The 26635-nt window shown below is 58.9% G+C and carries 22 protein-coding genes and 2 pseudogenes; 8 read left to right on the forward strand and 16 right to left on the reverse strand.

The genetic code is table 11. The features are described from left to right. Positions 1-140 precede the first annotated feature (140 nt). Positions 141-1049 (reverse strand): LysR family transcriptional regulator, encoded by a 909-nt coding sequence (locus tag C7I36_RS08580; RefSeq protein WP_219899625.1) that lies wholly within the window; start codon positions 1047-1049, stop codon positions 141-143. A 166-nt stretch (positions 1050-1215) separates the two neighbouring features. Here C7I36_RS08580 and C7I36_RS08585 point away from each other — a divergent pair, with 166 nt between their 5' ends. After that, positions 1216-2010 (forward strand): SDR family NAD(P)-dependent oxidoreductase, encoded by a 795-nt coding sequence (locus tag C7I36_RS08585; RefSeq protein WP_106453311.1) that lies wholly within the window; start codon positions 1216-1218, stop codon positions 2008-2010. Between the two features lie 3 nt (positions 2011-2013). On the opposite strand, the gene C7I36_RS08590 is transcribed toward C7I36_RS08585, so the two are convergent. After that, entirely contained in the window at positions 2014-2892 is an 879-nt protein-coding gene (locus C7I36_RS08590) for an aldo/keto reductase (RefSeq protein WP_106453312.1), read from the reverse strand. A gap of 143 nt (positions 2893-3035) precedes the next feature. Between C7I36_RS08590 and C7I36_RS08595 the strand changes: the two genes are divergently transcribed. After that, entirely contained in the window at positions 3036-3371 is a 336-nt protein-coding gene (locus tag C7I36_RS08595) for a hypothetical protein (protein WP_245880078.1), read from the forward strand. On the opposite strand, the gene murQ is transcribed toward C7I36_RS08595, so the two are convergent. The 3 genes from murQ to C7I36_RS08610 are packed head-to-tail and all read right to left on the reverse strand — an operon-like array spanning position 3368 to position 5569. Further along, positions 3368-4282: an N-acetylmuramic acid 6-phosphate etherase gene (murQ, locus tag C7I36_RS08600; RefSeq protein WP_106453313.1), complete on the reverse strand. Its 915-nt coding sequence runs from the start codon at positions 4280-4282 to the stop codon at positions 3368-3370. The two genes, C7I36_RS08595 and murQ, sit on opposite strands and share 4 nt — an antisense overlap. Before the next feature lie 10 nt (positions 4283-4292). Then, entirely contained in the window at positions 4293-5384 is a 1092-nt protein-coding gene (locus C7I36_RS08605) for an anhydro-N-acetylmuramic acid kinase (protein WP_106453314.1), read from the reverse strand. A gap of 2 nt (positions 5385-5386) precedes the next feature. Continuing rightward, positions 5387-5569 carry a hypothetical protein gene (locus C7I36_RS08610; RefSeq protein WP_106453315.1) on the reverse strand — a complete coding sequence of 61 codons (183 nt, stop codon included), beginning with the start codon at positions 5567-5569 and terminating at the stop codon, positions 5387-5389. A 102-nt stretch (positions 5570-5671) separates the two neighbouring features. On the opposite strand from C7I36_RS08610, the gene C7I36_RS08615 reads away from it, so the two are divergent. After that, positions 5672-6118, forward strand: a complete 447-nt coding sequence (locus tag C7I36_RS08615) for an EVE domain-containing protein (RefSeq protein WP_106453316.1) — start codon at positions 5672-5674, stop codon at positions 6116-6118. Positions 6119-6196: 78 nt separating this feature from the next. Here C7I36_RS08615 and C7I36_RS08620 read toward each other — a convergent pair whose 3' ends face one another. From C7I36_RS08620 to C7I36_RS08645, 6 genes are all read right to left on the reverse strand, one after another. Continuing rightward, a complete protein-coding gene (locus C7I36_RS08620) occupies positions 6197-6991 on the reverse strand; it encodes a Cof-type HAD-IIB family hydrolase (protein ID WP_106453317.1) in 795 nt (264 codons plus the stop codon). A gap of 44 nt (positions 6992-7035) precedes the next feature. Further along, a complete protein-coding gene (locus tag C7I36_RS08625; RefSeq protein WP_106453318.1) occupies positions 7036-8076 on the reverse strand; it encodes an alpha/beta fold hydrolase in 1041 nt (346 codons plus the stop codon). Positions 8077-8163: 87 nt separating this feature from the next. Next, complete coding sequence (gene spoT / locus C7I36_RS08630; protein ID WP_106453319.1) at positions 8164-10281, reverse strand: bifunctional GTP diphosphokinase/guanosine-3',5'-bis pyrophosphate 3'-pyrophosphohydrolase; 2118 nt, start codon at positions 10279-10281, stop codon at positions 8164-8166. 96 nt (positions 10282-10377) lie between these two features. Beyond that, entirely contained in the window at positions 10378-10653 is a 276-nt protein-coding gene (rpoZ, locus tag C7I36_RS08635) for a DNA-directed RNA polymerase subunit omega (protein WP_106453320.1), read from the reverse strand. 49 nt (positions 10654-10702) lie between these two features. After that, positions 10703-11332, reverse strand: a complete 630-nt coding sequence (gene gmk, locus C7I36_RS08640) for a guanylate kinase (RefSeq protein ID WP_106453321.1) — start codon at positions 11330-11332, stop codon at positions 10703-10705. A 264-nt stretch (positions 11333-11596) separates the two neighbouring features. Further along, on the reverse strand, positions 11597-13510 hold the full coding sequence (locus C7I36_RS08645) for an LTA synthase family protein (RefSeq protein WP_181256328.1): 1914 nt from the start codon (positions 13508-13510) through the stop codon (positions 11597-11599). A 198-nt stretch (positions 13511-13708) separates the two neighbouring features. Here C7I36_RS08645 and C7I36_RS17430 point away from each other — a divergent pair, with 198 nt between their 5' ends. Beyond that, entirely contained in the window at positions 13709-14023 is a 315-nt protein-coding gene (locus tag C7I36_RS17430) for a DUF6482 family protein (protein WP_181256330.1), read from the forward strand. Between the two features lie 127 nt (positions 14024-14150). Further along, positions 14151-15308, forward strand: coding sequence for a cytochrome P450 (locus C7I36_RS08650; RefSeq protein ID WP_106453323.1), 1158 nt, complete (start codon positions 14151-14153; stop codon positions 15306-15308). On the opposite strand, the gene C7I36_RS08655 is transcribed toward C7I36_RS08650, so the two are convergent. From C7I36_RS08655 to greB, 5 genes and pseudogenes are all read right to left on the reverse strand, one after another. Then, positions 15292-16098, reverse strand: coding sequence for a glycosyltransferase family 32 protein (locus C7I36_RS08655; protein ID WP_106453324.1), 807 nt, complete (start codon positions 16096-16098; stop codon positions 15292-15294). The genes C7I36_RS08650 and C7I36_RS08655 overlap by 17 nt on opposite strands. 657 nt (positions 16099-16755) lie before the next feature. Further along, positions 16756-17136 (reverse strand): annotated as a pseudogene (locus tag C7I36_RS08660) (S1 RNA-binding domain-containing protein); the annotation flags it as partial. Positions 17137-17291: 155 nt separating this feature from the next. Continuing rightward, positions 17292-18746, reverse strand: coding sequence for a S1 family peptidase (locus C7I36_RS08665; protein WP_106453325.1), 1455 nt, complete (start codon positions 18744-18746; stop codon positions 17292-17294). Between the two features lie 434 nt (positions 18747-19180). After that, on the reverse strand, positions 19181-21523 hold the full coding sequence (locus tag C7I36_RS08670; protein ID WP_106453326.1) for a Tex family protein: 2343 nt from the start codon (positions 21521-21523) through the stop codon (positions 19181-19183). Between the two features lie 3 nt (positions 21524-21526). Beyond that, a pseudogene (gene greB, locus C7I36_RS08675) lies at positions 21527-21868 on the reverse strand (transcription elongation factor GreB); the annotation flags it as partial. A gap of 105 nt (positions 21869-21973) precedes the next feature. Between greB and gmtY the strand changes: the two are divergent. From gmtY to gmtX, 3 genes are read left to right on the forward strand one after another with little or no spacing between them, the layout of a single operon-like run. Then, on the forward strand, positions 21974-23302 hold the full coding sequence (gene gmtY, locus C7I36_RS08680; RefSeq protein ID WP_106453327.1) for a gamma-mobile-trio recombinase GmtY: 1329 nt from the start codon (positions 21974-21976) through the stop codon (positions 23300-23302). After that, positions 23286-26027, forward strand: a complete 2742-nt coding sequence (gene gmtZ / locus C7I36_RS08685; RefSeq protein ID WP_106453328.1) for a gamma-mobile-trio integrase GmtZ — start codon at positions 23286-23288, stop codon at positions 26025-26027. Before gmtY ends, gmtZ begins: the two co-directional genes overlap by 17 nt. Next, positions 26027-26632: a gamma-mobile-trio protein GmtX gene (gene gmtX / locus C7I36_RS08690; RefSeq protein ID WP_106453329.1), complete on the forward strand. Its 606-nt coding sequence runs from the start codon at positions 26027-26029 to the stop codon at positions 26630-26632. The genes gmtZ and gmtX overlap by 1 nt, the downstream gene beginning before the upstream one ends. The last annotated feature ends 3 nt before the right edge of the window (positions 26633-26635 follow it).

Consider the following 26635-nt stretch of genomic DNA (forward strand, 5'->3'; position numbering starts at 1 on the left):
TGCGAAGGTCAAAACCGGCATCACTGTCCCCGAGTTCGGGGTAAGTTAATGGCATGAGCCGTATACGTGGCCCGTATGTACGGTTCTGTGAGAGGGATGAGGCGGTAACGCCTCACCCTACTCGATGTGCCCGCGCGGCTTTATTTCGGCGGCGCGACCTGGCCGGGCTGGCAGGGCGAACGGGCAAAGGCGTCAATCAGGTAATCGATCATCGCCCTGACCTTGGCGGGCTGGCGCCGGTCGGGAGGAAACAGGACATGAAGGCCGCCCAGCTCCAGCGTCGGCTGGTCCAGCGGCAGGGCGACCAGCTCTCCGCTAGCCAGGGCCTCGCCGACGATAAAGTTGGGCTGATAGATAATGCCCAGGCCTCCCACCGCAGCCGCCAGCAGGGCGTCGCCATTGTTGGCGCTGAGGCTGCCCTTGACCGGTATCTGGATTTCGCCCTCAGTGCCAAAGCGCCAGCTGCCCGCATTCTGGGACGATGACAGGGTATAACCCAGGCAGTTGTGGCCGGACAGCTCGCTGACCAGCCGGGGAGTGCCGTGGCGTTCAAGGTAGGCGGGTGCGGCGCATACCCGCAGTGGGCAGTCACCCAGGCGGCGGGCACGGAGCGGACTGTCGGCGAGGTGGCCGACACGGATGGCCAGATCCCAGCCCTCGCGGATCAGATCGAGCTGGGAGTCGCTCAAGCCAAGCTCTATTTCCACCCTGGGGTAGCGGTGGCTGAAGGCCGGCAGCAGCGGGGCGATAAAGCGGGTGCCGAAGGAGAGGGGCACCGTCATGCGCAGCCTTCCAGCCGCCTCAGTGCGTTGTGCCACGACTTCCGACTCCGCCTCGTCAAGATCCCGCAGTATCCGTCGGCAGGCCTCCAGGTAGTCGGTGCCGGCCTCCGTCAGCGTCAGGCGCCGGGTGGTGCGGTGCAGCAGCCTGAGCCCCAGTCGAGCCTCCAGGGCGTCCAGGTGTTTGGTGGCCATGGCCGGCGACATACCCAGGGTCCGTCCCGCAGCCGACAGGCTGCCGAGCTCGGTGGCCTGGGTGAATATCTTCATTCCGGTAAAGCGGTCCAGCATATATTTCCTACTTATGGTTAACACTGTTACTCAATAATGCCGGGTTATCCCACTCCTGCAAGGAAGTTATAGTGTCGCTTCAATACCGCCACTGCTCTTGGCAGCCGGTGTGTCGCCCTCCATCAGTACAGTCAGGAGAACCGTGATGAAAATTGAACTTTCCGGCAAAAATGCCCTGGTGACCGGAGCTTCTGCCGGCATCGGACTGGCTATCGCCTCCGGCCTGGCCCAGGCCGGTGCCCGTGTGATCCTGGTCGGTCGCGATCCGGCGCGGCTGGAGCAGGCCGTGGCCAGGATCCGGCAGGCCAGCGGCCATCATGACGCCAGCGGCGTGGTTGCCGATCCCGGTACTGCAGAGGGATGCCGGGCAGTCATAGCGGCGTACCCCGAGGTGGATATCCTGGTGAACAACCTGGGGATCTATGGCGAGCGTCCGTTTTTCGATATTGATGATACCGCCTGGGAAGAGATCTTCCAGGTCAATGTGATGAGCGGCGTGCGCCTTGCCAGACACTACGCCAGGGGCATGCAGGAACGTGGCTGGGGACGGATACAGTTCATTTCCAGCGAATCGGCGCTCAATATTCCCGCCGAAATGGTGCACTATGGTGTCAGCAAGGCGGCATTGCAGGGGGTGTCCCGTGGCCTGGCCAAGGTGCTGGCGGGCAGCGGGGTGACCGTCAACACCATATTGCCCGGCCCGACCCGAACCGAGGGTGCTCTGGCGATGATGGCGGATCTAGCCGCCCGGCGCGGGGTATCGGTGGAGGAGATGGAAAGCCTGTTCCTGAAGGAGCATCGTCCTTCCACCTTGCTGCGCCGCTTTGCCACTCCGGAGGAGGTGGCGCACCTCTGTGTTTATGCGGCGTCTCCCCAGGCCAGTGCCACCACCGGGGCCGCCCTGCGGGTTGAGGGCGGCATTGTCGAGAGCATTGCCTGACCGTCAGACGATATCCAGCGGTTCCTTGCGCCGGAGCGGCGGGAAGGCGGCATCGAGCCGGGCCAGCAGATCGTCGTTAAGCCGCAAGCGCAGCGCTTCGGCGTTTTGCTGCACATGGGCGGGCTGTACCGCTTTGGGAATGGCGATGACATCCCGCTGGCCGTCGACCGGGCGGATGGCCCAGGCCAGCAGCAACTGGGCCGGGGTGGCGCCGAGCTCGGCGGCCATGGCCTGCAGTTCGGGATGGCCGAGCAGCTCCCGGCGCAGCCGGCCGCCCTGGGCCAATGGGCAGTAGGCCATGGTGGGCAGGCCCCGTTCGCGCTGCCAGGGCAACAGGGAGTGCTCTATGCCCCGGGAACCCAGGTGGTAGAGTACCTGGTTGACCGCGCAATGCCCGCCGCCGGGCAGGGACGCCAGTGCCTGCATTTCGTCGATATCGAAATTGGACACGCCGAAGCGCCGGATCTTGCCCTGCGCCTGCAGCCGCTCGAAGGCCTCCAGGGTTTCGTCCAGCGGAATATCGCCCGGCCAGTGCAGCAGGTAGAGATCCAGGTGATCGGTGCCCAGGCGCCTGAGGCTGCGCTCGCAGGCGGCAATGGCGCTCTGCCGGCCGGCGTTCCAGGGATAGACCTTGGACACCAAAAAGGCCTGCTCCCGGCGTCCCTTGAGTGCCTGGCCAACCACCTCCTCGGCGCCGCCGTCGGCATACATCTCGGCGGTGTCGATAAGGGTGAGGCCGAGATCCAGCCCCTGTTGCAGTGCCCTGACTTCATCCTGCCGCGGGCTGAGCCCTTCGCCCATGTACCAGGTGCCCTGGCCGATGGCGGGCAGCTCGATGGCCGGCTGGCCGGCCCTGGCCTTGAGTGTGACGGTGGCGTCCATCTGTCCCTCTCTTTTTTGGAAGTCGATTCCGCATTATGGTGGCGCAGCCCAGGCGGCTTTGCAATGTCCCGGCCGCCTTGCTTTTGAAATGGCTTTGCGCTTGACTCGGTCTTGCCATTCAGGGAGAGGAACAGGAGCTATCCATGACCATGTCAGCGGGCGACGGCCAGGGCGAATCCGCCCTGGTCCGGCGCCATCTCAGGCTCGACCATATGAACCAGCTGCAAATCGAAAAGCTGGCGCGGGTGTTTGACGCCGAGCCGGGGGTGGCCAGGGTGGTGGTGCGCAAGCACTGGCTGGACATTGACTACGACGCCGCCGTACTGACCCTGGACCGGGTGATTGCCCTGCTGGAGGCCTACGGCGGCGAGCTGTCCCACGACTGGTGGACGGCGTTCAAGGCCCACTGGTACCGCCGGCGGGAAGAAAAACTGCGGGCCCGTCTGGTCCGGGAAGATGAGGAGTCTGACGAGCCCTAATCTTCCAGTGCCCGGCGCAGCACGCCCTGGCCCCGCTGCAGCCGGGCGCGGGCCTCGGTTTTGTTCAACCCCGACAGCAGCATCAGTATCGCCAGCTTCACTTCGCTGTCCGCCGCCGCCAGGGCGTTGGCGGCGGTGGCCTCGTCCGCGCCGGTGGCCTGCATCACGATGCGGATGGCGCGGGCCTCCAGCTTCTGGTTGCTGGCGTGCAAGTCCACCATCAGGTTCTGATAGACCTTGCCCATCCTGATCATGGCGGCGGTGCTCAGCATATTGAGCACCAGTTTCTGGGCGGTGCCCGCCTTCAGCCGGGTGGATCCGGTGATCACCTCGGGCCCCACTTCGGGCTCGATGGCGATGTCCGCCTCCCGGCCGATGGCCGAGCCCGTATTGCAGGCCAGCGCCACAGTGCCGGCGGCCAGACTGCGGGCGTAGCGCAGGCCGCCGATCACATAGGGGGTGCGGCCGCTGGCGGCGATGCCCACCACCACGTCCTTGCCGGAGAGGTTGATATCGCGCAGATCCTGCTCGCCTTGCCGCGCATTGTCTTCCGCTCCTTCCTGAGCCTGGAACATGGCCGCCTCGCCGCCGGCGATCAATCCCACCACCAGACCATGAGGCACGCTGAAGGTGGGCGGGCATTCGGAGGCATCCAGCACCCCCAGCCGGCCGCTGGTGCCGGCGCCGGTGTAGATCAGCCGGCCGCCCCGGCGCAGGGCGGATTCAATCATCTCCACGGCGGCGGCAATGGCGGGCAGCACCTTTTCCACCGCCGCCGGCACCTGCTTGTCCTGGGCGTTGATGGCGGTAACAATGTCCAGGGCGCTTTGGGTGTCGATGTCGAGGGTATCCGGGTTGCGGCCTTCCGAGGTGAGGCGGGCCAGATCCTGAAGCAGCGGGTTGATAGGCATAACAGTCTCGTCAGTCGGGAAAATGCACGGCGCCGAGCACGGCGTGGCGCCGGGCGCCGGTCACCTCGGGCAGGTTGCCGGGCAAACGGTGCAGGGTCTGGTGGGCCAGCCAGGCAAAGGCCATGGCCTCCATGGCGTCCATGTCGACGCCGGCGGCGTTGGTGGTGTTCACCTGCCAGCCGGGCAGCAGGGCGGTGAGGCGTTCCAGCAGCAGCGGATTGTGGCCGCCGCCGCCGCATATCAGCAGCTCGCCCGCCGGCCACCCCTGCGCTTCGCGGGCGATGGCGGCGGCGGTGAACTCGGCCAGGGTGGCCTGCACGTCGGCAACGGCTTCGTCGCCGCTGAGCCGGGCATCGAGCCAGGCGTCGTTAAACAGCTCCCGGCCGGTGCTCTTGGGCGCCGGCAGCGCCAGCCAGGGCTCACTCATCAGGCGCGCCAGCAGGGCGGGCAGCACAGTCCCCCGGCGGGCCAGGGCGGCGTCGCGATCAAAAGGGACACCGGTATGGCGCCGGCACCAGAGATCCATCAGCATATTGCCCGGGCCCACGTCATGGCCCATCACAGGCCGGCCCGGAGCCAGCACCGAGATATTGGCGATGCCGCCGATATTGACCACGATGCGCAGCCGCTCGGGGTGGGCCAGCACACACTGGTGAAAGGCGGGCACCAGGGGCGCGCCCTGACCGCCCAGGGCCATGTCCTTGCGGCGAAAATCGGTGACGGTGGTAATGCCGGTCTCCGCCGCCAGCCGGTTGCCGTCGCCCAGTTGCAGCGAGAACGGCAGTTCGCCATTGGGCTGGTGCCACACCGTCTGGCCGTGGCAGCCGATGGCCCTGATGTCGGCGGCCCGCCGGCCGGAAGACGCCAGCAGTTGCCGGGTGATGTCGGCATAGGCTCGGCCCAGGGCGGTGTCGAGCTCGCCCCATTGCCGGGCGGTGACGGCGCCGCCAGCCGCCAGGGCCAGCAGCCGGTCGCGCAGCCCAGAGGCAAAAGGCGCCGTGGTGCGGTCAAGCAGGCGGACTCGTTCGCCGTCGGTCTCGACCAGCACGGCGTCGATGCCGTCCAGGCTGGTGCCGGACATGATGCCGATGTAGTTTTCCATCCTTACCAGCTCTCGGGGACTTCCAGCACCGGGCTGACCGGCACGCTGATCACCCCGTTTTCAAAGGGTTGCGGCTCGGGCTCGGCGGTCACCACCGGGGTGGGTGCGGGCGCGGGCGGCGGCGTGGGGCTGCCGCCGCAGGCGGCGAGCAGCAGCGCCAGGCCGAGCCACAGGGGTTTGTGCATTGCGTATTTCTCCGTGAAGGGTCACTATTTTGAGCCCACAAGGTTGCCATAGACCGATAATGGCCGCCAGCGGGCGGTAACAATAAATGACGAGGGGATCCCATGGCCTGCTGGCTGTTCAAAACCGAACCCGATACCTTTTCCATCGACGATCTGGCCCGGGCCAATACCCTTTGGGAAGGGGTGCGCAACTACCAGGCGCGCAATTTTCTGCGCGACCAGGTCAGGGAAGGTGACGAGGTGTTCATCTACCATTCCAGCTGCAAGCAGGTGGGGATCGCCGGCATCGGCCGGGTGGTGCGGGCCGGCTTTCCCGACCCCTTTGCCTTCGACCCCGACAGCCCCTATTTCGACCCCAAATCCAATCCGGACCAGCCGCGCTGGTATGCGGTGGAACTGGCCTTTGTACGCAAGCTGCCGCTGCTGCCCCTGGCGGCGCTCAAGGCCAACCCGGCCCTGGCCGGGATGCCGCTGGTGCAAAAGGGCAGCCGGTTGTCGGTGATGCCGGTTACCGAGGCCGAGCGGCGCGCCATTCTGGCTATGATGTGAGCGTCCGGTTGCCGCGTTGCGGCAATTTGCGGGCGGCCGCCTGCACGAGTGCCGGCAGGCGCTCGGTGTGACTTAACACTACAACTCAAACACCCGGGCCAGGTAGCGCGCCACGCCGTCTTCGTCGGCGCTCAGGGTGCGTTCGTGGCGCGGCAGGGCATCCCGCAGCCGGGAGTGGGCGTTGGCCATCACCACGCCGCGGCCCACGCCGGACAGCATCTCGTAGTCGTTCATGCCGTCGCCGAAGGCGATCACCCGTTGCAGGGGAGTGCCCTGCAGTCCCATCAGCGACGCCACCGCCGAGCCCTTGTTGACCTCGCCGTGCATGACCTCCAGGCAGATGGGAAGGGAAAAGGTGATGTTGAGCCGGTCGCCGAAGTGGGCCAGCAGCATGTCCTCCAGCTGCAGCAGCCGTTCGTGGTCGCCGGCGTAAAACACCTTTTCCACCCCCTGTTTGGAGGTGGCGCGCAGATCCGCGAGCTGGTAGCGAAAGTCGCTGTCGGGACTGAAATCGAGCAGGCCCGGCATGGCTTCTTCCACCAGCCAGTGTTCGCCCCGGTACATGTTGAGGTGCACTCCGGGCAGGCGGAAGCGCCCGACCAGCTCCTCCACCATCTCGGCGGGGATGGTCTGGTTGTAGATCAGCTTGTCGTCCGGGTTGTGCACCATGGCGCCGTTGCTGGTGATCAGGCTGACGTCCAGGCCCAGCTTGTCGCGGATGGAGCGCACGTCCACATAGTGGCGGCCGGTGGCGACGATGAGTTCGATGTTGCGGGCCGCGAGGGCGTGCAGCACCTCCCGGGTATAGTCGGAAACCTGATGGTGGCTATTCAGCAGCGTACCGTCCAGATCGGACACTATTACATCGTACATGGCATTGTCCTGTGGTTGCGGGCCGGCGGCCCGGGTTATCCGGCTCAGGGATATTGTTCGAAAAACGACAGCACCGCTTCCAGTGCCTGGTTGCGTTGACTGTCCTGCTCGATAAAGAGTTCGTGGGCGGCGCCGGCGATCACCAGGGGCTCACCGCCCCGGCAATGGCCCAGGGCCCGGCAGAAGTCCCGCTGGGCCTGGTTGTCGACCACCACGTCGGCGCCGGCCTGCAGTACCAGCAGCGGAGTGCCGATGCGCCCGGCCCTGGCAATGGCGGCATCGCCGGCGGCCAGGCCCTCGGCCAGCCATTGCAGGCTGACCCCGCCCAGCTGCAGCTCGGGGCGGGTGCGGTACAGCTCGCGGAACAGCCGGTAGCGCAGTTCGCTGTGGGTGAGCTCGTTGTCGGCAAACGGCGTTTCCTCATAGTCGCCCTGGCCCGGGGCGTAGCAGGCGGGTTTGCCCAGCCAGCGGCAACCGGTGCCGAGCGCGGCCACCAGGCTGTCGGCCAGCCAGCGCGGCAGGGGGCCGAGGTAGATGCCCATCATGGGGGAGGACAGGGCCGCCGCCTGCAGCCGGACCCGGGTATCGGCCAGCCACAGGGCCGAGATGGTACCGCCCATGGAGTGGGCCAGCAGGTACCGGCGCGGCGGCGCGGTGGGCAACACCACCTGCTGCACAAACTGTTCGAGATCGCGGACATAGTGGTTGAAGGCGGGCACATGGCCCATCAGCGGATCCGGCAGCAGCCGGGGGGCCAGGCCCTGGCCCCGGTGATCGTAGAGGTAGACATCGTAGCCGTTGCGAAACAGATCCCGCGCCAGCTCCTGGTATTTGAGGTAGCTCTCGGTGCGGCCGTTGACCAGGATCACCGCCTTGTCGTGGGCGGTGGAGGCCAGCCTGGCGTAGGGCAGGGAGAGGCCGTCATGGCCGGCGAAATGCCCCTGCTCCGCCTGCTGTTGCCAAAACCGGTCGAGCCCGTCCAGGCCGAGCCCGGCCAGCTCGGTTTCGGTGGTCAGGCGCGGGGCCGAGGCGATGGCGGTGTTCATAAACAGGCAGATCCCGAGCAGTAACAGGCGACCGAGCATAACAGGCTCCGAGCGGGGGCGACAGATGAGGCAGTGTAACCCCAAACGCCCGGCAGGCAAATGTTGTTGCTTGATCAACAGTCCCTGTTATTTGCGCTGGCGGTAGACCTTGAGCACGTTGGGGGTGACCCGGATTTTGCGCATGATGTTGGCCAGGTGGATCCGGCTCTTGGTGGTGATCAGCAGCTCCACCACATAGACCCGGCCGTCCTTTTCCTCGGTGCTGATGCTGTGGATATTGGCACCTGTGGCGGCGATCACATTGGCCAGCTCGGCCAGGGCGCCCTGGTGGTTGACGATTTCGATGCCGATTTCGGTCTTGAACTCGAAGTCGAAGTCCTGCTCCAGATCCCACTGCACCGGCAGGTATTTGTCGGGCTCCCTGGCGTAACCGCGGATGTTTTTGCACGACTCCAGGTGCACCACCAGGCCCTTGCCCGGGCTGATATGGGCGACGATGGGATCGCCGGGAATGGGCCGGCAGCAGTTGGCGAAGTTGAGCAGCATGTCGTCGGCGCCGCGGATCGGCATTTTTTTGGTCGCCTTCTGGCGTTCGGTGGGAACGTCCTCCAGCTTGCCCAGCAAGCGGCGCGCCACCACCACGCTCATGGCGTTGCCCAGGCCGATGTCCGCCAGCAGGTTGCTGAGGGAACCGTGTTTGGTGTCCTTCAGTACCTGTTCGATGCGTTCGACCTGGATGTCTTCCAGGTTCTTGGCGCCCAGGGCGTGGTTGAGCAGCCGCTTGCCCAGCAGCACCGATTCTTCGGTGCGCAGGTTCTTGAGGAACTGGCGGATCTTGGTGCGGGCGCGGGAAGTGACCACGAAGTTGAGCCAGGCGGCGTTGGGCCGGGCGCTGGGGGCGGTGATGATCTCTATGGTCTGGCCCGAATGCAGCGGCTGGCTGAGCGGGAAGGGCTGGCGGTCGACCCGGGCGCCGACGCAGGCATGGCCGATATCGGTGTGCACCGCGTAGGCAAAATCCACCGGTGTGGCGCCGGAGGGCAGCTCCAGGATGCGCCCTTCCGGGGTGAACACGTAGATCTCGTCGGGGAAGAGATCGGTTTTGACCCCCTCGATAAATTCGAAGGAGGAGCCGGCGCTTTGCTGCAACTCGAGCAGGCTCTGCATCCAGCGCTGGGCCCGTACCTGGGCGGTGGTGCCGGAGCTTTCGCCGTTTTGCTTGTAGGCCCAGTGGGCCGCGACCCCCTTGTCGGCCATCTGGTCCATGTATTCGGTACGGATCTGCACCTCCACCGGCACCCCGTGCGGCCCCACCAAGGAGGTGTGCAGCGACTGGTAGCCGTTGGTCTTGGGAATGGCGATGTAATCCTTGAACCGGCCCGGACGCGGCTTGTACAGGGTGTGCATCTGGCCCAGCACCCGGTAGCAGGTGTCGATATCCCGGACGATGACCCGGAAGGCGTAGATGTCCATCACCTCGTGGAACTGCAGCTCCTTTTTCACCATCTTGTTGTAGATGGAGAACAGGTTTTTCTCCCGTCCCTTCACCTGGGCCTCGATGCGGGCATCGTCCAGCCGGCCCCGGATTTCCTCCAGGATGGACTGGATGATTTCGCGCCGGTTACCCCTGGCCCGGCGCACCGACTCGCGCAGCACCCGGGTGCGCATGGGATAGAGGGCTTCCAGGCCCAGCTCCTCCAGCTCGTTCTTGATGCTGTGGATACCGAGGCGGTTGGCGATGGGGGCGTAGATTTCGAGGGTTTCCCGGGCGATGCGCCGGCGCTTGTCCGGGCGCAGGGCGCCCAGGGTACGCATGTTGTGGGTGCGGTCGGCCAGTTTGATCAGAATGACCCGAATATCCTGGGTCATGGCCAGCACCATCTTGCGGAAGTTTTCGGTCTGGGCTTCCTTGCGATCCCGGAACTTGAGCTTGTCGAGCTTGGAAACCCCTTCCACCAGATCGGCGACCGGCTTGCCGAACTGGTGTTCGAGCAGTTCCTTGGTGACCGGGGTATCCTCGATCACGTCGTGCAGCAGGGCGGCCATCAGGGTTTCGTGGTCCAGGTGCATCTCGCCCAGGATGCGGGCCACCGCCACCGGATGGGTGATGTAGGGCTCGCCGCTGGAACGGGTCTGGCCCTGGTGGGCGTCGCGGGCGACGATGTAGGCAGCCTTGAGCTGCTCCATCTGCTCCGCGGGCAGATAGGTGGCGGCGAGTTCTTTGAGCGGTTCGAACAAATACAAGAGATACCCCGACGGTCAATGCCGTTTACACAATTCAGAGCAAAAGGGCCCGCGAACGGGCCCGCCGGCACTGGCCGGAGGGCAATACCGGAGAGTTTAGTTGCGGCCTTCGGCGATGGCGGCCACGGCGGCCAGCTCGGCGGCTTCCAGTTCCTGTTGTTCCTGGCGATCCTGGGCGTCCATCACGGAGTGATTGACCAGGCCTTCCTCGATCTCGCGCAGGGCGATCACGGTGGGCTTGTCGTTTTCTTCGTCCACCAGCGGCTCCTTGCCCTGGGTGGCCAGCTGGCGGGCGCGGCGGGCGGCGACCAGCACCAGATCAAAGCGGTTGCCAACCTGTTCTACGGCATCTTCAACGGTAACGCGGGCCATTACGGACTCCCATGATTAAAAAAGGTGCAAAATTCTAATGGATCTTAGCTTATTCCGCCAGTAGCCGGGAAAGCAAGTCCTGGTAGCGGACCGCCTGCTTGCCGGTATTGGCGCGCTCGGCCTCGATAATGGCGCTGAGCTGGTTGAGGGCGTGTTCGAAGGTGTCGTTGACCAGCAGGTAGTCGTATTCGTCGTAGTGGGACATTTCCGACACCGCCTTGGCCATACGGCCCCGGATCACCTCGGCGCTGTCCTGCTGGCGGGCGTTGAGCCGGCGCTCCAGCTCTTCCCGGCTGGGCGGCAGGATGAAAATGGACTTGGCGCTGGGCGACTGCTCGCGGATCTGGCGGGCACCCTGCCAGTCGATGTCGAGCAGGATATCGATACCCTGGGCCAACTGGGCGTCTATCCACTCGCGGGAGGTGCCGTAGTAATTGCCGAAGACCTCGGCCCACTCATAAAAGGCGTTCCTGGCGATGAGCCGCTCGAATCCGGCCTTGTCGATAAAATGATAGTGCACCCCGTCTTCCTCGCCCGGACGCATGGGCCGGGTGGTATGGGAAACCGACACCTGCAGCCGGCCGTCGGCGCTGGGCCGCTCGAGCAGGGCCCGGATCAGGCTGGACTTGCCCGCGCCGCTGGGGGAGGAAATGATGAATAAGGTACCGATATGCGCCATGCTGTTGTGCCCGTTCGAGTGATCTTGCCAGCGCCGAGCGGGGCGCCGGAGCCAGGGGCGGCAAAGCTTACCAGAAGCCGGCGGATAAAAAAATGGCCGTTGTATGGACAACGGCCAGTCAAAAGTAACTATAGCTTGCTGCGGAAGTGCCCTCCACGCAGATTTCATTATGATCAGCCAGCCGGTTCGGCTCTATCAGTTTTTTCCTGCAGAAAACCTCGTTAAAAACGAATTGTTATGCGAACGTTATCTCGCTGCCGGCCTTCAGGGGGCGGGCGCGGACGTGCCCAGCCGGGCGGTCTGCCCGTCGTCGTCGCCCGTCAGCCCCTGGGCGAAGTGGCCGGTTTTGCCCTTGAACAACAGCGACTGGGTATAGCGGGTGTAGGCCCTGGCCCTGTGTTCCCGCGGCCGGTCCGCTTCGGTACAGGCGGCGGGGCTGATGTCCAGGCCGTTTTCCGCCACCTGGAAACAATCGGCACCCTGGGCGGTGGTAACGTCGAAGCGCAATAGCCGCTGCCCTTCAATCCAGCTGACGATGCGTCCGCGGGAATAATGGGCGAAGCCCTGGTCCGGATCCCGCAACAGGGAGCGGCCGGTAAACCAGGGGGCGTGGCCGCCCAGCCAGTCGAGGATGGAGGGGGCAACGTCCAGCTGGCCGGCGCGGGCCGGGCTGTGTTTTGTCGGCAGCGAGCCGTCGGTGGCGTACATCAAAAAGGGGATGGCGTTGCGCTCAAGCCCCACCGGTGCCGATCCCGAGGTATGGTCGGCAACCAGCACCACCAGGGTCGGTTCGCTCAAGACCTCGGGCAGGCGTTCGATAAAGCGCTGCAGCGCCGCGTCCGCATGGTGCACCACGTTGCGGCGCAGGGCCGTCCGGTCGGCCTTGCCGAACACATAGTCGGCCTCGTCGGGCAGATAAGTGTCGTGGGTGGTGCCGGTATTGACGGTCACAAACCAGGGGCCGGGCAGCCCCCGCAGCCGGTCCAGGGTGAAACGGTAGATGTCGTCATCCATGTAGCCCCAGTAGTTTTCGGTGCCGTCGAAGCCATAGTCGGTCTTGCCATAGGAATGGGTGAACCCCAGGCTTTGAGCGAAGGCGCCGACAATGCCCTTGCCGCTACCCTGAATAAAGCGGGTATCCCAGCCCTGCTCCTTAAGCAGGCGCGGCAGGCAGCGGTAGTCGGCGCCCTGCAGCTGGGTGCCGGCCACGCCGCCGCCGACGGGGTTGGGGAAAGAACAGAAGGTCGCGAACATGCCTTCCACGGTGCGATAGCCGTCGGCATACATGGCGCGGGTGGAAAAACTGCGGGCGCGCAGCCGGTCGAAGTGGGGTGCCGCGTCCACCTCGCCTCCGTAGCTGAGCAGGTCCGCTGCCGTCCAGCTTTCGAGTAGCACCATCAGCACATTGGCCCGGCGGGCCGGCGGCTGCCAGGGCGAGGTGGTGTCGTGGTAGTCGGCCAGCCGTGCCAGATCCGCCGCCGTGGGCTCGGCGGTTTGTTGCTGTGCCGCCCGCTTGCTCCCCTTGGCGAGGTAATAGCTGATGGCATAGGGAGCGCTCCAGGCCACGGCGGCCAGTTCCGGGTTGCCTATCTTGTAGGCGCTCATGGGCGACTGGGGGGCGTCGCTCCAGCCGCCGCGGATGGCGGAAACCGCGAACAGCAGCCAGGCCAGCAGGAAGGCGCCATCCCGGTGCCAGCGGCGTCCGGCGGCGTCCGGCCGGGACAGGGGCAGCCGGTAGACCGCCAGGGTCAGGGCCAGCAGCAGTCCCAGCGCCGTCAGGCTGTGGGCGGCGTAGCCCGTGAGGGCGGTGGCAACCAGGCCGCCTTCGAGCCCCTGGCCGGTAAATACCTCGAAGGTGACGTGGCGCCCTGCCTCCAGCTGATAAATGGCGTCGGCGGTGGTGGTCAGCACCAGCCAGCCGCCGGCCAGCAGCAAGGGAGGCCGCAGCCAGCGGGGCGAAGGGCCCCAGCGCCGTCCGGCCAGCATCAGCAGTACCAGCAGGGTGGTGAGCGCGGCGGCGGCGGTCAGGTCCAGGCGCAGGCCCCATGCCAGGGCGCGGGCGCCCTCGGCGCTAAACAACAGGGACGACTGATCGGGGCTGAGGATCATCATGGCCACCTTGCTGGCAAAAGCGGTCAGCAGCAGCAGCAGTAACATACGCAGGGTATTGGCAAACACAGTGTTATCCCGTCTGGCGACCGGTAGCGCGGTCTGTTGGCTTAAAACAATAAGGGCCGCCCGGGAAGACCGGGTCGGGCGCAGGGGGGCGATGATCCCGGGCCGGGCAAGAAGTGTCAAACGAAAAGCGGGAACCGGGCGCAATCTTTTGATGGCGGTCGCGGTCCAGATGCCAAACACCAAGGGAGGACAAAGGCCATGGCCACATTGCATCAACTGCTGACCGACAGGCCGGTTATCGACAGGGTGACGATAAGCTCCCACCAGATGAGCATCTATCTGGTGGAGTTGATCCTGGACGGACAACCCGTGCTGCTGCGCGATGAGCAGGGGCGACCGCAGATGTTTCGCAGCCTGCAGCAGGTGAAGGACAGCCTGGCGCCGTTGTCGATCCGCCGGGTGCTGCTCAGGCAGGACTCCGCCTTTCATGAAATGGCCGGACTGCCGGCCCAGTCCGTTGCGGCCATGGAACTGCCGCTGCACTGGAGCCGGGAGGCACCGACGGGCTTATAGTTGCATGTGAAGAGTCAATTATGTGTGATCTCGATCAAGGACCTTAGCGGGCATTTGTGCGGCAATGGTATCCCCTGTTGTTCACAATGCCGGCGGCCCGCGCCGGCGGCCGAAGTAAGGAGCTGCAATGCGCGACAGAGTCCACGCCGACTGGGATCCCAGAGACGAATCCGTACAACAAGACCAGATTGCCGCCTACGACGACCTGCGCCGCCGCTGCCCGGTGGCGCACAGCGATTACCTGCACTGGTCGGTACTGAGCCACAGCGAAGTGCGCCGTATCCTGGAGGATCACAGCACCTTCAGCAGCGCCGTCTCCCGCCACCTGTCCGTGCCCAACGGCATGGACCCGCCCGAACATGGCGACTACAGGCGCATTATTGAACCCTATTTCAGCGCCGCCAACATGCGCGACTTTGAGCCCCGCTGCCGGGAGATCGCCCGGGAGCTGGCCCGGGAGCTGGCCACAGAAGTGGAACTGATTGGCGCCTTCGCCCAGCTGTTTTCGCTGCGTGTGCAATGCGCCTTTATGGGCTGGCCCGCCAGCCTGCACGAGCCCCTGCGCCAGTGGACCCTGAAAAACCACAGGGCGACCCTGGCCGGCGACCGGGCCGAACTGGCGGCGGTGGCCACCGAATTCGACGGTTATATCCGCCAGTTGCTGGACGAACGCCGGGCCCAGGGCGAGGCTGCGCCGGACGACGCCACCAGCCGGCTGTTGCGCGAACGAGTAAGGGGGCGAGCGCTGACCGACGAGGAACTGGTCAGCCTGCTGCGCAACTGGACGGTGGGAGAACTGGGCACCATTACCGCCAGCGTGGGGATTCTGGCCCACTACCTGGCGGAGCACGGCGAGCTGCAGCGCCGGCTGCGCCTTGAGCCGGCGCTGCTGCCGGCGGCCATCGACGAAATACTGCGTATCCACGGCCCGCTGATCAGCAACCGGCGCATCACCACCCGCGAGGTTGACATCGGCGGGCGCCGGCTGGCGGCGGGCGAGCGGGTATCCATTATCTGGGCTTCGGCCAACCGGGACGAGGCGGTGTTCGGCGATCCGGATGCCTTCCGGCTGGACCGGGACCCCGCCGACAACCTGCTGTACGGCGCCGGCATCCATGTGTGCCCGGGCGCGCCCCTGGCCCGGCTGGAGCTGCGGCTGGTGATGGAGGCGCTGCTGGCGGCGACGGAGCAGTGGTCCCTGCTGCCGGGGCGGACACCGCTCCGGGCCCGCTACCCGGGCAGCGGCTTCAGCGAACTCTGGCTGGCGGTTACGCCGGCCCGCTAGTATTGCCGGGCGGGGGATCCTGGCGGACCACGTCGGTCTTCTTTTGCTCCTTGGTCCACTTGCCCTGGGGCTTGTCGATGTACTGGAAGTGTTCGTTGGTGAAGCTGCCCTGGCTGCAGGTATAACGATAGAAGGTGGTGGGCACCTGGCGGTAGTCCAGTACCTGGTTGAACACCCCGGGGCCGGTCAGGTTGTAGACCCCCGTGATGGTGTTCTCCCGGATATTGTTCCATACCCGGTCGATCAGCCGGGCCAGGTTGGGATTGTCGGGCTTGCTGGCAATGAAGTAGTTGGTGAGTTCGTGGTTCTGGCGGATGATATAAAGCTCTTCGTGCCCCGGCTTGATGATAAAGCCGAGCGGCCATACCGCATGGGCGTCGATATCCAGGTAGACGCCGCCGTATTTCTGCAACACCAGCAACCGCCAGAAATCCGCCTGGGCCGCGCCTATCTGCAGCCGGGAATACTGTTCGAAAATCTCTGCCGGGTAGTGTTCCCGGATAAAGTCGGCCCGCGCCTCGGTGATCATGAAGCGGTACTCGAAGGTGGGCGAGATCAGGCGGTTGAACAGGTAATTGAGGTAGACCGGCAGCGTGACCCTGTTGGTAAAGTTGGTCTGCCAGATGATGCGCGGAATCGGCCGGCGACTGCCCCTGAGCAGGGCGGGAGCCCGTTCCGGCAGGGTAAAGCGCCGGTTGGGAAGAACGGCATGGAAGCCGTAGCTCAGCATTTTGGTAAGGTTGGCGAACAGCTTGATCAGTTGGCGGGTTAGCAGGATATGTGCCTTCACAAGGGCTCCGTTATACGGCTTGGGTTTATCGCTCCCAATTTAGCACGATAATCTGTGGTGACGACCCTGCCGGTGGTTTTTTTGGCCGCCCGCTCCCGGCCCAGTCGTACAGCGCCCAGGACCAGGCGGCACGGTTTTTAAGGGTAAGGATGGTCATGGGCTGGGGAGCCTCGAATGGGGGGCCGATCATCGCATGCCTCCCTTACCGTCGGGTATCGGCCGGCGAGGGCATCCGACCCCGCTCGGTGCCGGTGCCACAGGCCGCTTGGGCCGCCTGCTTAAACGATCTTCTCCATTCTGGCCGCGATTGCGGGCCGCCACCAAGGTGACGAGGTGTTTTTGTGGGACGCTGGATTGCTGAGTTAGCTTTCCCGTTTTGTAAGCTGGCATGGCCCACCTCTCTACGTTATCGAGGTGTGTCCGTTAAAATGGGTGAGGCAGCTTAGCGGCAGGTGCCAACAGGGTCTAGCCGGTGGTGTGGTTTTTGTGTTTTAAGACAAAGATTGGTTGATAAATAACCGATTGGTGTGCGGGGTTAAGTGCGTGGCCGGATATCGGGACCATGCCCCGGTTTATGGACCCCCGCCTTGGCGGGGGCGACATCCGAAAGAGGCCTGCGGGGGCGTGTAATGGCCCGGGTTGCCCCGGGCCTTTTTATTACTTTTTCTTTTGCAGGGCGGCGGCCAATGCGGCGCCCATGGCGCCCTGGGGGGCGGGCTGTTCGCGGCGGGCGGGGCGATTGCCGGATTGGTTCCTGTTATCGCCAGCTCCCTTGCCGCCGGGCTTGCTCCGCTCATCCCGGCGCTGGCCGCCGTTATTACCGCTGCCATGCTCGGCGGCGCTCTGCTCCAGGCGCATGGTCAGGGCAATGCGGTTGCGCTGCAGGTCCACCTCCAGCACCTTCACCTTGACGATATCGCCGGCCTTTACCACTTCCCGCGGATCCTTGATAAAGCGGTCGGTTAGGGCCGAGATATGCACCAGGCCGTCCTGGTGCACGCCGATGTCGACAAAGGTGCCGAAGTTGGTGACGTTGGTCGGGTCACTACCCCTTCGAGGATCATAACCTCGGTATAAGTGGTGTCGGATCTTTATTTTTGCATCAGGTATATTAATAAAGAAAGGAAATGAAAAGGCAAAGCATGACCTCCATATCCGGCGGCTGTAGGACTTTGGTTACAAGTAGTGAAGGTTCACCAGCAGAGCACAGGTGTGACCGCTTTCTGAATGCTTTCGGGAATGCCGTTTGTAAGGTCGATTGGGGTGGCCTGACCACTGGGGAATACCACGCCAGAGCGGCGAAGAAAGTAGATAAGCTCCTCACCCGTGACAGCATAGTTAATGTTCTGAGGAAGGGTCCCTGTTGCCTGGGCAATGGCTGCCTCGGAAAGCCTTGCGCTGATAACTCCTAAGATTTCCCCTTTTTTATTGAGTAATGGACCTCCACTATTACCTGGCTGTACTGGTGCGGTTATTGAGATAAATCGATGATTGTCACTATAGCCGGCCAAGGCACTAACATTCCCGGCGGTCAGGTTAAGTGATGTGCCGGTCAGCATGTAATAGGGGTAACCAAGAGCATAAACTTGCTCTCCCAATAGTGCCTTTCCAGTGATGGATAGAGGTAGCCAGTGACGAGAGCGGGTGGGGGAGTTTAATATAGCTAAGTCAATGTTTTTGTCGCTTGAAATTAAATCAAGTTTTACACCGTTGATGAGAGTAACCAAGGAGCATTGGTATACAACATGCTCTGCGGTCACCAGATCGGTGTTGTTGATGTAAAAGGCAGTGCCAATGCTGGTTGGTATGTTCTTATTATTTGGTGAGGGTTTGTAAGTGTTGCTTCCAGGAGGGCTTTCTGTTGGTGTGTTTTTTTCTCTTATCACAGTGAGGCCTTGTTTTATTACTCTGTCGAGTAATGAGTTTTTTGGTATATCCCAGCTTCGAGGGGCCCCGTAATGAATGCTTGAGCTGATGGCGTGAAGCATATTGTGTTGTTCTTTGCTTGAGCTGATAAATATCGTATTCCATAATTGATGTATTTTATCTGTTCTCAAATAAAATACACGACCTTGATTGTTTGATACCTTGGTCACTAGACGGCTTGGTAGTCGAAGGGAGTAAGGTTCATCTGGTGATGCATGTTGTTTTTTTATGGTGTTATGAATATCAATTGCATTCTTATCTGAAGTGGTGAAGTGTTGGATTTTTAAATCACCATTCTTGGTGGACCACTCGGAAACAGAAGTCTTGTCGTTTCTTTCTTGATGTAGTAACCCCCAAGGGGCAGCAATGGACAAGTTTGCTTCAGGTATGTATTTATCATTCCATCCGGTTTCCTCATGGATTTGTACTATTTTCAATAAGAGAGTGAATGCATGATAGAATTGGACTCCGGTGTAATCAGAGAACTCTCTTTTTGAGTAATCTTCCAACGCCATTTGGCTTCCTTTTCCCCAAATCCCATCTATTAGGCCGACATAGTGACCTTCTAGTGCTAGTCCGGTTTGAAGTAATCTTTTTTCGGCGGAGTTCATCTGTCTGGCATCAAACTCCATGAATAATAAATCGAAGTTATCAGTAAAGGCTTTAGGAGAGACCAACAGCAAGGACAAGACGATCATGCCTGTTATAAGTACTGCCCGCATTGTAACCTCCCTGTTTAGGTCTTTTTATCGAGCAAACCAATACATATTGTAGGTAGAGCAGGCGTTGTTGAGCAAACTAGAGCCTAAAATGCCCGTCCCTAAAGGTCTCCGGAGGTTAAGTAACTGATCCTAATAGCGCTACATCGACCGGGTCCCGCATGCAGACACGCCGTGACAGTGCTCTGGGGGCTCCGTCGCGCTATCCCTGGTGCGGAGGGTCTCCAGTCGCTGCCGGTAGTGATCTCTACCATTCGAAACAGTTATTTAACTGTGAGGCGTTGTCGTGCTTTAAGGTAACGGTTGGTTGATAAATGACCGATTGTCGTGCAGGTTGAAGCGCGCGGCCAGATATCAGGACTGTGCCCCGGTTTATGGACCCCCGCCTTCGCGGGGGAGACAGTTTGTAATGGCCCGGGTTGCCCCGGGCCTTTTTATTACTTTTTCTTTTGCAGGGCGGCGGCCAATGCGGCGCCCATGGCGCCCTGGGGGGCGGGCTGTTCGCGGCGGGCGGGGCGATTGCCGGATTGGTTCCTGTTATCGCCAGCTCCCTTGCCGCCGGGCTTGCTCCGCTCATCCCGGCGCTGGCCGCCGTTATTACCGCTGCCATGCTCGGCGGCGCTCTGCTCCAGGCGCATGGTCAGGGCAATGCGGTTGCGCTGCAGGTCCACCTCCAGCACCTTCACCTTGACGATATCGCCGGCCTTTACCACTTCCCGCGGATCCTTGATAAAGCGGTCGGTTAGGGCCGAGATATGCACCAGGCCGTCCTGGTGCACGCCGATGTCGACAAAGGCGCCGAAGTTGGTAACGTTGGTCACCACCCCTTCGAGCACCATGTCGGGAACGAGATCCGCAGGCTTTTCCACCCCGTCCATAAAGCGGGCGGTCTTGAACTCGGGGCGCGGATCCCGGCCCGGCTTGTCCAGCTCCTTCAAAATGTCCTGCACCGTGGGCAGGCCGAAGTGCTCGTCGGTGTAGTCGCGGGCGTCCAGGGTCTTGAGCAGTCCGCTGTTGCCGATAAGGCCGTTCACCGGCTGTTGCAGCCTGGCCAGGATGCGCTCCACCACAGGGTAGGCCTCGGGGTGCACGGCGGAGGCGTCGAGCGGGTTCTTGCCTTCGCGGATGCGCAAAAAGCCGGCGCACTGCTCGAAGGCCTTGGGTCCCAGGCGCGGCACCTTCAGCAGCTGCTTACGCTCGGCAAAGGCGCCCTGTTCGTCGCGAAAGGCCACTATGTTCTGGGCCAGGGCCGGGGTCAGGCCCGACACCCGCGCCAGCAGCGGCGCCGAGGCCATGTTCACGTCCACTCCCACGGCGTTCACGCAGTCTTCCACCACCGCCTCCAGCTTGCGCGCCAGCTGGGTCTGGGACACGTCGTGCTGGTACTGGCCCACGCCGATGCTCTTGGGATCGATCTTCACCAGCTCGGCCAGCGGGTCCTGCAGCCGGCGGGCGATGCTCACCGCGCCGCGCAGGGACACGTCCAGATCCGGGAACTCGTTGGCGGCCAGCTCCGAGGCGGAATAGACCGAGGCGCCGGCCTCGCTCACCACCACCTTCTGCAGCTTGAGCTCGGGCGCCTGCTTCATCAGCTGCTCCACCAGCCGCTCGGTCTCGCGGGAGGCGGTGCCGTTGCCGATGCTCACCAGGCTCACCTGGTGGCGGCGGCACAGCTCGCCCAGGGTGCGCAGGCTCTGCTCCACCTTCTTGTGCGGCTCAAAGGGATAGACGGTGGCCTGCTCCAGCAGCTTGCCGGTGCCGTCCACCACCACCACCTTGACCCCGGTGCGGATGCCCGGATCCAGGCCCATGGTCACCCGGGCGCCGGCGGGGGCGGCCATCAGCAGATCCTTGAGGTTGAGGGCGAACACCCGTATGGCTTCTTCCTCCGCCTGCTCCCGGGCCTGGCCCAGCAGCTCGGTTTCCATCTGCAGCGAGAGCTTCACACGCCAGGTCCAGCTGATCACCCCGGCCAGCCATGGGTCGGCGGCGCGGCCCTTGTTCTGCCAGCCCACAAAGCGGGCGATAATGCCCTCGCAGGGGTGGCTGTCGGCCTCGGTTTCCACCACCAGGCTTAAGCTCAGTACCCCCTCGTTGCGGCCGCGCAGCATGGCCAGCAGCCGGTGGGAGGGCACCCGGCCGATGGGCTCCTGGTGCTCGAAGTAGTCCTTGAACTTGGCGCCGCCTTGCTCCTGGCCGGCGATCACCCGCGCCTGCAGCAGGGCGTGCTGCCACATATGGCGGCGCACCGCCTCCAGCAGATCCGCCTGCTCGGCGAAGCGCTCCATCAGTATGTATTTGGCGCCGTCCAGCGCCGATTTGGCGTCGTTTATGCCGGCATCGGCCTTGATATAGCCCTCGGCCAGCCGCTGGGGATCCTGGCCCGGGTCGTTGAACAGGGCGTCGGCCAGGGGTTCCAGCCCGACCTCGATGGCAATCTGCCCCTTGGTGCGGCGTTTGGGCTTGTAGGGCAGGTAGAGATCTTCCAGCCGGGTCTTGGTGTCGGCGGCCAGCAGCTCGGCCTTAAGCGCCTCGGTGAGCTTGCCCTGTTCGTCGACGGACTTGAGGATGACGGTGCGCCTGTCTTCCAGCTCGCGCAGGTAGCCGAGGCGGCTGTCCAGGTTGCGCAGCTGGGTGTCGTCCAGGCCGCCGGTCACTTCCTTGCGGTAACGGGCAATAAAGGGCACGGTGGCGCCTTCGTCCAGCAGGGCCACGGCGGCGTTGACCTGGGCTTGCGCAACGGCGAGTTCCTGCGCCAGTAATTGGTTGATATTGGTCATAATTCAGTCTTCGAAGGGGCTGTATCTAATGTGGTTGATGTACCACTCCCGGACGCCCGAGGGGGTGTTGACCCGCACCTCGTCGTCCACCTGCTTGCCGATCAGCGCCCGGGCCATGGGCGAGTCGATGGTGATGTGGTTGTTTTTGGTGTCGATTTCGTCGGGGCCAACGATGCGGTAGCGCACCGTTTCGCCTGCTTCGTTTTCCAGCTCGACCCAGGCGCCGAAAAACACCTTGCCGTTCTGGCGCGGGTCGTGATCGACGATTTTCACCGCTTCCAGCCGCTTCATCAGGTAGCGGATGCGGCGGTCGATTTCCCGCAGCCGCTTCTTGCCGTAGATGTATTAGAACCCCTATATAATACATACTATTAGTTAGCATAGATAGCCTTTACCTTTGGTTTTTAGGTGCTACGCTTCATGAAGTAACCCTATAACAGATATACTAATATGAAGTATTCCTTGAAGCTAGCTGTAAGCTATACAGACACAGCAAGTGGAAACCGACATCAGTTACCAGCTGTCTACACTCGTAACGGGATCTTGATCTCGCATCTCCGTTATCTTGCTTGGTATTCAGAGAAAAGTGATTCTTGGAAAGAAAAATCCATTTTTTCAGTGAGACTGTTGATTGACTATATAGAGGCTACTTCTCGCTTCAAAAAAATAATAACTCTTTTGAAGAATTTCACTGAAGCTCTGGTGACAGGAACAATTGATTATGAAGCTTGCGATGATTCATTAGGTTTATTCTGGAAGCCAAGGAATTTGAGTGATGCTAATACCATTCTTTTTCATATAACAGCGTACACCGATTTTCTAGCTCGACAAGATGAATATGAAGAGAGTCGTATAAACCCATTTAGGAATGCAAGCAGTTGGGAAGAACGCATGAACTGGTGTGCTTACTATCACAAGCAAGCCAATGTCTTTCTTAATCATTTATCTTCATATGCTGAAGCAAAAAAAGCAGCAGCTCGAAAACGTTTGATCTATACGCCAGCCCAGCTAGTGATAAGTAATGATAAAGCCGAGCGCTTTCCTGAAGATAAAATAGAAAGCCTGATTCATGATGGCTTTGTTTGTAAAGGGAGAGTTGACTATCGTTCTCAGGCTATGACTATGCTCCTTAATTATGGTGGTCTCAGGAAGAGTGAGCTTTTCCACATCTTTACTTCAGATATCACAATTCATCCAAATCATGAGGGTGAAGCTTTGGTCAGAGTCTATCATCCTTTATATGGACGATCACCAGATCCAAAGTATAAAAATAGATCTGAGTATTTGCGGTCTGAAACTGGTTATCAGCCAAGAAATCGATATCGTATAACAGAGCGTCTTTACTCTGGCTGGAAGAATCCTCTGATGACCAGTAAAGATGGATACTTCGAAGTTATATTCAACCCAACGTGCAAAGCAAAAGAATTTCTTATTGTATGGGTGAACTATCTCAAGTATCAAAGAGTTGAACCAAGTGATAATCACCCGTTTGCCTTTACTAATGACCGGGGTGAACCTGATACATTAAAAAACTTTCAGCGCCGACATAAACGTGCTGTAGAGCGCATCGGGTTGGATTATAAGAAAGAGTTAGGTACAACAGAGCATGGTCATCGACATGCATATGGTTATCGTGGCAGGAAGTTAGGGCTAAGCCAGGTTGAACTGCAGAAGGCGATGCACCATAAGAGTCCTAATTCCTGTTTGGTTTACATAAAGCCTACCAGTGACGATATAAGAACAGAAATGAGAGAGTCTGAAAATGAGCTCAAGCAATAGGAAAAATTACAATATACCCTCCATTAGTGCATCTAGTTTGGAAGAGCTAAAAGCTATTTGTAAGAAACATGGTATAAAAAACTCCGTTGATTATAGGCAGCGTTATAAAGATATCCCTAGTCTTCCAGCCCACCCCGAAAGGCTGTTCCGTGATGAGTGGACCAGTTACTCTGAATTTTTTGATCTGCCTAAGATTAAAAAGTATGATGATTTAAAGGAAGAAGTGCAGGAAAGGGAAATTAAATCAAAGCGAGAGTATATATCTTGGGTTAATTCATTAAAAGATCCTTCTTATCCTAGAGCACCTGAGACTTTTTATGAAGAATGGGAGAGCTGGTATGATTTTTGTGGTAAAGAAAAGCCATTTAAGCCAGAGTACATATCAGAACCCTTTAAGTTATGGGGTGAAAAGATAAAGGAGTTTATGAAGCAAGCACATGGTGGTGGATCTAAAATAAATCATCTTTGTCGCTTTGTAAGATTTTATATTGAAAAGCATGATAAAAGTACTTCGCCACAAAGCTTTCTCACAAAAGAAAAGGTTAATATTCGTCCATTTAGAGAAGAGTTGAAAAAGTTACCTACTGATAATTATCGTAGAAACATCATCATGGCTGTTAATGAGTTTATGAACTTTGTTATCAGTAACGATTTAACTGATGAAGATGAAGAAACAGGTGAAGTAGTGCGCGTTATGAATGCACGAAACCCGTTTCAGTTATTGCTTGAAGATAAAAGTGTCACTGCACCTGTTAGAAGTGAGACAACAAAGCCCTGTTTGCAATATTATTTTGTTAGAAAAGCTCAAGAATGGATTATTCCAGAAAAAGCGAGGCATTTTGGAGACCTGAAACACTTGCAGAAGTTTGACGCTGATTGGGTGAAGATAACACCTGATCTAGTAGATTACTCTGATCCTGACTGTGTTGTGAGAAAACAAGGAAGTCAATATTATTTATGGTGTCCAATAGACTGGGTTCATACTTATGCTCTTACTAAGGTACCTTTGAGAGGTCGGCAAATTGCTTATAATGATTCCGGTGAAGGGGACAAAGAAATCGCTGACTTGGATCAGTCTGGAAAGTTGTTTTGGGTGAAAAATACCAGTCCAATGGCGGGCATGACGAAATCTCAATCTTTTATTAAAAAACTACCAGATGGTCATATGGGGATGTATGTTACTACCAACAAAACCAGCAACGGTGGTGTGGGGTACTCTATCCCTTGGATGCCAGAGGACCTTGCTTATTGGCTTGTGAAACTTCGTAAGTGGCAACAAAAATACAACCCGATTAATGGAGCTACCCCTTGGACTAAATGCATTCGAACTAACCTAAATGAGTCACAGCTTAAGAGTAAAGGAGTTAACTGCTTTCTGTTCAGAGCATTCGGTGATGTTGAACCAAAAAATCCAGGGTTAGCGCTTACTATGCGTTTGGCCGCCACTCTATATCATGTTCAGCCTTCCAGTTTAAAGCTGGCTGAGTTGAGCGGAAATGATTATGGACTTTCAAATTATAAGTCTAAATATACCCCACACTCCATGCGAGTAAGTCTGATTACAGCTTATATTATGGAAATGGGAATGCCAGTAGAGATTGTCATGAAGGTGGTTGGTCACTCATCTATCGTCATGTCTATTTACTATTGCAAAGTTACTCAAAGAGATATTCGAAAGCGGTTTGAGGCTGCTGAGAAAAAAGCTCTAAAGACTCAGGCAGAGGCGACTCAAGCAGAGATTGAGCAGAATAATATAGAGTCAGTAAAGAATCAGTTGGTTGGCAATAATCAAGAATTGCTCCAATCACTTACTAATGATGTACCAGCAGGGAACTATGTCTTTAGAGACTATGGAATCTGTCCATTTGCTGCATCTCGCTGTGATGATGGCGGAGAAGAAATTGGGGCAAGCAAAGTGCGCAGTCCGGTATCTTCTGGATATTTAGGTTTTCAAAACTGTTTGCGTTGTCGGCATTTTATTACTGGACCAGTGTTCATAGGTGGTTTGCTATCGATTACCAATGAAATACTGTTAGAAGCAAATGACCAGTCTGATAATTGTCAAAGCTTGCAGAATGACATCGATTTTATTAATTCAGAGTTGAGAGATCTTGATAGACTTGAGTATATTTCTAACCTAAAAAAGGAAGACTTTGATGTCAGCAAAAGAAAGCCTCTTGAGTTTAAGTTGAGGAAATTAGAGTCAGAATATGAAAGTGCAGCAAAAAAAATGGATATGCTTTTGTGTGATCTTCAAGCAGCTTATAAACTGATACAATTGTCACAGTCGATAACTAATGGTCAGCTAAGCACTGATGACTCTAATTTAGCTCTTATAAAAATGTCTGATTCAGAAATTCAGATCGAGATTGAAGATGGCTCTAATTTCCAACAGCTTCATGAAATATGTGAAAATGCAACCATTTATGAAAGCTGTAATGCATCACGGGCCATCATTCCTAGATCTCAGTTAATTGATAGAATGGCAAGCTTTAATGATCTTGCTCCACGCCTTTTTTTACTTTCAAAAGAGGAACAGCTTAAAGTGGGCAACCAACTGGTATCTTTGTTCAAGTCACGTCTGAAAACTTGGGAGAAAGTTAATAAACTTATTGATGGGCAGCTTAAACTTTCTGATTTAGTTGGTCCGGAAAAAATAGAACCTTCTGAAATTGAGCTAATCAGTAAGGAGTCAAACTCAGTTATACTTTTAGGAGGTGCGTAATGAAACCAGAAATTTTATTGGAAAGGCTTAAGGAAAGTGCCACGCCAAAAGCATGTAAAACACTTGATATCATTTATGAAATCTGTGTGGAGCAAGAGAAAAGAGAGGTTTATGACTTTTCCGTAGCAACTATAGCTCGACTTGGCTATAAAAGAGGTGTGCCTAAAGCTCAGAGTTTACGTAATAAAACAGGAGAGAGCTACAGAGCTTTACTCCGTTCCTTTGAAGAGTACCACCATAACAAAAAAAATAATGTAGTATCTAAGAAGGAAGATGACTGGATTGAAGAGATCCAGAACCCAAAACATAAATTGCTTGTTCGAATGCAAGCATCTGAGTTAGCTGCAGCAAATAAAAAGCTTCGCGAATTTAACCCGCCTGGTACACGTATTGAAGTAAGAGATTACCAAAATGAGAAGTTGGATGAAGATTCAGCGTTATCCAGCTTGGAACGTCGTGCTCTTGAATATATAATTTCGGAAGAGTTTCTTGGTAAGTGGGACTTTTCTATTTCAGAGTTTGGAGAGGTGGTAGATAGTTCTGGAGCCGTAGTTCTCCGTGCAGCTACTATTGATGCTGTGAAAAAAGCTCTCATTAATCTATAGGTG

This window comes from Zobellella taiwanensis (assembly GCF_003012795.1).
Taxonomy (GTDB): Bacteria; Pseudomonadota; Gammaproteobacteria; order Enterobacterales; family Aeromonadaceae; genus Oceanimonas; species Oceanimonas taiwanensis.